A 6504-nucleotide genomic window follows, 5' to 3' on the forward strand; every position below is an offset into this window, starting at 1 on the left:
AAACCGCCTAACGAGGTAAGCATGACCGACGCTATCGACCAGTTGCTGATCAACGCCCTGATGGAAGATTCGCGCCGTTCGCTGAAGGCCCTGGCCCAGATCAGCGGGCTGTCCGCGCCCAGCGTCAGCGAGCGCTTGCGCCGCCTGGAGGAGCGCGGCGTGCTGCGCGGCTACACCGTGGAGGTCGACCCGCGCAGTTTTGGTTACCAGTTGCAGGCCATCGTGCGCATTCGTCCGCTACCGGGGCAGCTACAGGAGGTGGAGCGGCAGATCGTGGCTATCCCCGAATTCACCGAGTGCGACAAGGTGACCGGCGAGGACTGTTTCATCGCCCGGCTGCATGTGCGCTCGATGGAGCAGCTGGATACCCTCCTCGACCGCCTCAACGTGCTGGCCGAGACCAATACCGCGATTATCAAGAAGACTCCGGTGAAGCGGCGCCTGCCGCCGATGGAATGAGGCGCTGCACGACCGGCGCGAACCTGTAGGAGCGGCTTTAGCCGCGATGCGAACAACGCGGTGTCTGGCACCCGCTTCGCGGGTGATCGCGGCTGAAGCCGCTCCTACAGAGCCCATGCCAAATAATCTTGTACACACAAATGTCACCTTAGGTGCCATTTTTGTGTGCACTTCCACCAAGCGATGCCCCATTAGGTTACACACTCTTCGTCCATAAACCTGATCAATCGATCAACTAAAAGACCTTCAAAAAAATAAAAACTGTTCATTCGGTCAATTTATAATTTCGCTATTTCAGCTAGTTATAAACTTAACCAAGAAATTCAAAATAATGGCCAACTAAAAGTTGGATTCCATATGGCATGGAACTGGCTTTTGTGTGCTCATGTTTTGTATACAAACAATGCAAAACATAAATACACAAGAACCCGCAGCGTCGCCCCGAACCGCGACAGCCGCGCCCAGAACCCAGTGATGCCAACGCCTGCACCGACGAGATGGCGAGCCCGTGCGCCAGCGCCCGCTCATCGCAGTCATCCGCATCAGGAGCCGCCGGAATGAGTAGCAGCCTCGACCTTGCCCCTGAACTTTCCGTTGCCAGCACCCACCCCGCCACTACCACCCTCGAAGGTCACCCGACCGATCTGGAACTGAGCCCACGCCTGCACAACCGCGATCTCGCCCCGACCAAGCTCGAAGGCCGGCGCTGGGGTGGCTACAGCATCTTCGCGCTGTGGACCAACGACGTGCACAACATTGCCAACTACTCCTTCGCCATGGGCTTGTTCGCCCTTGGTCTGGGTGGTTGGCAGATCCTGCTCTCGTTGGCGATCGGCGCGGCGCTGGTGTACTGCTTCATGAACCTTTCCGGCTACATGGGGCAGAAGACCGGCGTGCCCTTCCCGGTAATCAGCCGCATTGCCTTCGGCATCCACGGCGCGCAGCTCCCGGCGCTGATCCGCGCGGTGATCGCCATCGCCTGGTTCGGTATCCAGACCTACCTCGCCTCGGTGGTGCTGCGCGTGCTGCTGACTGCCGTGTGGCCGCAGGTCGCGGCCTACGACCACGACAGCATCCTCGGGCTGTCGAGCCTGGGTTGGGTGTGCTTCGTGGGCATCTGGCTGGTGCAACTGGTGATCCTCGCCTACGGCATGGAGATGGTGCGCCGCTATGAAGCGTTCGCCGGCCCGGTGATCCTGCTCACGGTGGCCAGCCTGGCCGTGTTCATGTACTTCAAGGCCGACGCGCGCATCGCCTGGTCGGTGGCCGAACCATTGAGCGGCTACGAGATGTGGCGCAACATCTTCGCCGGCGGTGCCCTGTGGCTGGCGATCTACGGCACCCTGGTGCTCAACTTCTGCGACTTCGCCCGCTCGGCGCCTTGCCGCAAGACCATTCGCGTGGGTAACTTCTGGGGCCTGCCGGTGAACATCCTGGTGTTCGCCGCGATCACCGTGGTGCTGTGCGGCGCGCAGTTCCAGATCAACGGCCAGATCATCGACAGCCCCACACAGATCGTCGCCAGCATCCCCAATACCGCCTTTCTGGTACTGGGCTGCCTGGCCTTCCTGATCGTCACCGTGGCGGTAAACATCATGGCCAACTTCGTCGCCCCGGCGTTCGTGCTGAGCAACCTGGCGCCACGCCACCTGAACTTCCGCCGCGCCGGCCTGATCAGCGCCACCCTGGCGGTGGTGATCCTGCCGTGGAACCTCTACAACAGCCCGCTGGTGATCGTGTACTTCCTCTCAGGCCTCGGCGCCCTGCTCGGCCCGCTGTACGGCGTGATCATGGCCGACTACTGGCTGCTGCGCCGGGGCCGTATCAACGTGCCCGAGCTGTACAGCGAGAACCCCGCCGGCACCTACCACTACACCCGAGGCATCAACCTGCGCGCGGTGGCGGCGTTCATCCCCGCCGCGCTACTGGCCATTGTCCTGGCCCTGGTGCCCAACTTCCACGGCGTGGCGCCGTTCTCGTGGCTGATCGGGGCCGGCATCGCCGCCGCCGTCTACCTGCTGATCGCGCCGCGACACGGCCAGTACGCCGATGTCAGCGGCGAGTGCATCGCCGTCGACCACAGCAGCCACTGAATTCAGGGAGATTCTTCATGCGTATTCTGATTGCCAACGTCAACACCACCGAAGCCATCACCGAAGCCATCGCCGAGCAGGCGCGCAGCGTCGCCGCGCCCGGCACCGAGATTGTCGGGCTGACGCCCTGGTTCGGGGCCGAGTCGGTCGAGGGCAACTTCGAGAGCTACCTGGCCGCCATCGCCGTGATGGACCGGGTGCTGGCCTATGAAGGGCCTTACGATGCGGTGATCCAGGCTGGCTACGGCGAGCATGGCCGCGAGGGCTTGCAGGAGTTGCTCGACGTGCCGGTGGTGGACATCACCGATGCGGCCGCCAGCACCGCCATGTACCTGGGCCACGCCTATTCGGTGGTGACTACCCTGGACCGCACCGTGCCGCTGATCGAGGACCGTCTGCGACTGTCCGGCCTGTACGACCGCTGCGCCTCGGTGCGCGCCAGCGGGCTGGCAGTGCTGGAGCTGGAGGCCGACCCACGGCGTGCAGTGGAGGCCATCGTCGAACAGGCCGAGCGCGCGGTGCGCGAGGACAAGGCCGAGGTCATCTGCCTGGGTTGTGGCGGGATGGCCGGGCTCGATGAGCAGATTCGCCAGCGCACCGGGGTGCCGGTGGTCGATGGCGTGAGTGCGGCGGTGACCATCGCCGAATCGCTGGTGCGGATGGGGTTGAGCACGTCCAAGGTGCGTACCTACGCCACACCCCGGGCGAAGAAAGTGGTGGGTTGGCCGATGCGTTTCGGGCGTTGAGTGAAGGTTGACTGTACCGGCCTCTTCGCCGGCAAGCCGGCTCCCACAGGCATGTGACAAGCGCCGAACCTGTAGGAGCCGGCTTTGCCGGCGAAGAGGCCAGTGCAATCAACACAACATCCTGGCCAATCGCTCCCCACTGCCGCATGCCAGGGTGAACCCCAGCGCCCCATGCCCCAGGTTCATCCACAGGTTGCAGTAAGCCGTGGCACCGATGATCGGCACCCCGGTCGGTGTCGCCGGCCGCATCCCCGCCCATTCCACTGCCTGGCTGTAATCCGCGGCCCCCGGCAATGTCTCGCCCGCCAACCGACGCATGCTGCGTAGCCGGCCGGCATCCACCGACTCGTCATAGCCGACGATGTCCACCATCGCCGCCACTCGCAGTTTCTGGTCAAGCCGTGCATAGACGATCTTGCGTTCGTAGTCGGTGATGCTGACTTCCGGCGCCTGGTGCGCGGCTGTGATGGGAGCGCTCAGGCTATAGCCCTTCAACGGATAGACCGGCAGCACCAACCCAGGCAACACCAGCCCCGGGCTACGGTGACCGGCGCACAGCACCAAGCGCTCGACATCAAGTTGTTCCTCCCCAAGCGCCAACCCGACCACCCTGTCACCACGGGTAATCAGCCGAGAAACGTGCCTGCCCAACAGGATTCGGCACAGACCGGACGCCAGCAGGCGCTCGGCCAGGCGCTGGCAGAACAAGTGACAATCAGCGACTTCCTCATCGGGCGTGAACACCCCACCGATAAAAGGCGCATCGGCCAACGCCGGGTCCAGCCTGCGCAGATCGACGGCGGTCAGGACCTGCTGGCTCTGCGGGTCAAGCAAATGATCACGTCCGTGGGAGAAGGCTTTTTGTGTTCGAAAGGCAACCAGTTTGCCATTGCGCCGCCAGGCGAAGTCCTCCAGGCCATCGGCTTCGCGCCAACGCGCCAGGGCTGCCTGGCTTTCAAGTGCGAGGCTCAGCAGTTGAGCCGCATTGCGCTGGTTTGTAGTCCGTCGGCAGGCGAGCACAAAAGCCGCCAACCATCGCCACTGCGCAGGGTCCATGCGTAGCCGCAGGCGCAGTGGCGAATCGCCCTGCAGCAACCATCCAAGCGCCTGCCAGGGCACGCCGGCATCGGCCAGCGGCGCCACGTAGCGATAGGACAACTGCCCGCCATTGGCGAAGCTGGTGGCACTGGCCAGGCTGTCACGCGCCTCGACCAGGTCGACCGACATCCCCTCGCGCACCAATGCGTAGGCTGTCGCCAGGCCGACCACCCCACCCCCGATCACCGTCACCCGCTGGCTCATCGCACATCCCTGTCCAAGTCTGCAGACCGAGACAGTAGCAGCAGGTCAGGTCGGACAGCCATCCTCGCCGTGGTCGAGCCCCTGGCGCACGTTGCGGCTGAGCAGGCTGGCCTTTCCGTCACGCCAGGTCAGGGTGAGCACGTAAAGCGTGTCGAAATCGTCGCCGCTCCAGTCTTCGGTGATCACCCGCTTCTCGCCAAGGGCCTTGCCGGCCACGGTGTTGATGAGTTCCGGCAGGTAGCCATGGGACCAGGCAGTGTAGACCGTGGCGTTGCGGTACTTGTCGCGCAGCAGCTCGTCGGCGAGGTCGTCGGTGTCGTTGGCGCCGTAGTCGATGTTCACCGGCAGGCCCAGGCGGATGGCGCTGGGGGTGATGGTCATGAGCGGGCGAATGTAGCTGTAGCTTTGCTCCTGGCTGCCCTCCTCGACATGCCGCAAGGGGTTGGCGGCGAACACGTAGTCGGCCTTGCCGAAACGCTCTGGCAACAACGTGGCCAGGTCCAGGGCGCGGTTGAGCCCCTGGCAGTTCAACTGCCCAAGCCCCTCGCCAGGTTTTTCGGCGTGGCGCAGGAACACCAGTGTCTGAGTGCCGTCCACCGGTTGCGCGCGGCTTTCAACCACGTCCAACGCCAACGGCACAGCCGCAGCGGCGAGCGTCAGGCTCAACAACAGGTGGCGGCGACGGCGCAGGAAAGTTGGCAACTTCATCAAGGCAGGCTCTTGTGACAAGGAGAATCGGGATGCCTCGCCACATTGCCCTGCGGCCGCAGCCGCCGGGCGTCCCTGTCGTGAATGCCGTCCGTGGCAGCGAGTGAGGGTCAGAGTCCCCTCAAGCCCTTTGGTTCCTCCCTGAGTGCACATGCCATTCCTTCGACAAGCTCACACTAGTGCTTGTGTGTTGCCGAATTATGGCGTTTGGCTCAATCGTCGCGGGTCAGCACTTCGAGCAGTTCGATCTCGAAGGTCAGGTCCGAATTCGGTGGAATCTTGCCCATGGTCCGTTCGCCATAGCCCAGGTGTGCAGGCACCTGCAGCTTGCGCTTGCCACCGACGCGCATGCCCATCAGGCCCTGGTCCCAGCCTTTGATCACCCGGCCGGTGCCGATCACGCACTGGAACGGCTTGCCGCGCGACCAGGACGAGTCGAACTCGCTGCCGTCGGCCAGCCAGCCGGTGTACTGGGTGGTGATCAGCGCGCCCTTGACCACGGCCTTGCCGTCGCCTTCTTGCAGGTCGGTGATGTGCAGTTCGCTGTTCATGGTCGGATTCTCCCCTGGGCATTCAAAGGGCGCCGTTTTCTCAGGAATGCCGTGGTTTGGCAAGCGTTCATCGCAGCTGCTATTGCGCGGTGAACCGCTCGAACGCCTCCTGGCCGGTCCATTCCTCGGTCTGGTTCTTGAAGCAGTACCAGGCGGGTTTTTCGTCTATGAAGATCTGCAGGTTGAAGTCCCAGGCTTCGTCGCCGTCGAGCAGGCCGATGGGCAGGATGTAGATGTCGCTCTGCTTTACGCGATAGAACAGGTGGGTGCCGCAGTGGCTGCAGAAACCGCGTTGGGCCCAGGGGGAAGAGTCGTAGACGCTGGGCTCGGGGCCTTCGATCTGCGGGGGCTGGGTGCAATGCACGGCCAGCAGCGGGCCGCCGGTCCACTTGCGGCACATGCTGCAATGGCAGGCGCTGATCTGGGTGTTGTCGACGGTGGCCTTGAGGTGGGTTTTGCCGCAGAGGCAGGTGCCTTGTTTTTCCAGGGGCATTTGGGGAGCTCCGTGCTGGGTTGGGGGATTGGGAGTATAGGCTTCGGCTTCGGCTTCGGCTTCGGCTTCGGCTTCGGCTTCGGCTTCGGCTTCGGCTTCGGCTTTTCAGAGTGTGGGTTTGAAGGCTATTGAGCATATCCATTGGCGATGGT

At 63.4% G+C, this 6504-nt stretch carries 7 protein-coding genes; 3 read left to right on the forward strand and 4 right to left on the reverse strand.

What is annotated here, in order from left to right; all coding sequences use genetic code 11:
- Positions 1-21 precede the first annotated feature (21 nt).
- The 3 genes from NGM28_RS20435 (at position 22) to NGM28_RS20445 (ending at position 3298) form a co-directional block, all read left to right on the forward strand.
- Positions 22-459, forward strand: coding sequence for an Lrp/AsnC family transcriptional regulator (locus NGM28_RS20435; RefSeq protein WP_011532923.1), 438 nt, complete (start codon positions 22-24; stop codon positions 457-459).
- Between the two features lie 557 nt (positions 460-1016).
- The gene (locus tag NGM28_RS20440; protein WP_240065134.1) at positions 1017-2552 is read left to right on the forward strand and encodes an NCS1 family nucleobase:cation symporter-1; all 1536 of its coding nucleotides are present in this window, start codon (positions 1017-1019) and stop codon (positions 2550-2552) included.
- Positions 2553-2569: 17 nt separating this feature from the next.
- Positions 2570-3298 (forward strand): aspartate/glutamate racemase family protein, encoded by a 729-nt coding sequence (locus tag NGM28_RS20445; RefSeq protein ID WP_252091247.1) that lies wholly within the window; start codon positions 2570-2572, stop codon positions 3296-3298.
- A gap of 108 nt (positions 3299-3406) precedes the next feature.
- Here NGM28_RS20445 and NGM28_RS20450 read toward each other — a convergent pair whose 3' ends face one another.
- The 4 genes from NGM28_RS20450 to NGM28_RS20465 all read right to left on the reverse strand — a co-directional run bounded on the left by NGM28_RS20450 (position 3407) and on the right by NGM28_RS20465 (position 6352).
- Positions 3407-4600, reverse strand: a complete 1194-nt coding sequence (locus NGM28_RS20450; protein WP_240065132.1) for a D-amino acid dehydrogenase — start codon at positions 4598-4600, stop codon at positions 3407-3409.
- A 45-nt stretch (positions 4601-4645) separates the two neighbouring features.
- The gene (locus NGM28_RS20455) at positions 4646-5308 is read right to left on the reverse strand and encodes a histidine phosphatase family protein (RefSeq protein WP_252091248.1); all 663 of its coding nucleotides are present in this window, start codon (positions 5306-5308) and stop codon (positions 4646-4648) included.
- A gap of 212 nt (positions 5309-5520) precedes the next feature.
- Positions 5521-5859, reverse strand: a complete 339-nt coding sequence (locus tag NGM28_RS20460; protein WP_240065130.1) for an FKBP-type peptidyl-prolyl cis-trans isomerase — start codon at positions 5857-5859, stop codon at positions 5521-5523.
- 79 nt (positions 5860-5938) lie between these two features.
- Positions 5939-6352: a GFA family protein gene (locus NGM28_RS20465; protein ID WP_240065129.1), complete on the reverse strand. Its 414-nt coding sequence runs from the start codon at positions 6350-6352 to the stop codon at positions 5939-5941.
- Positions 6353-6504: the final 152 nt, after the last annotated feature.

It is taken from the genome of Pseudomonas sp. MWU13-3659 (assembly GCF_023757525.1).
Taxonomy (GTDB): domain Bacteria; phylum Pseudomonadota; class Gammaproteobacteria; order Pseudomonadales; family Pseudomonadaceae; genus Aquipseudomonas; species Aquipseudomonas entomophila_E.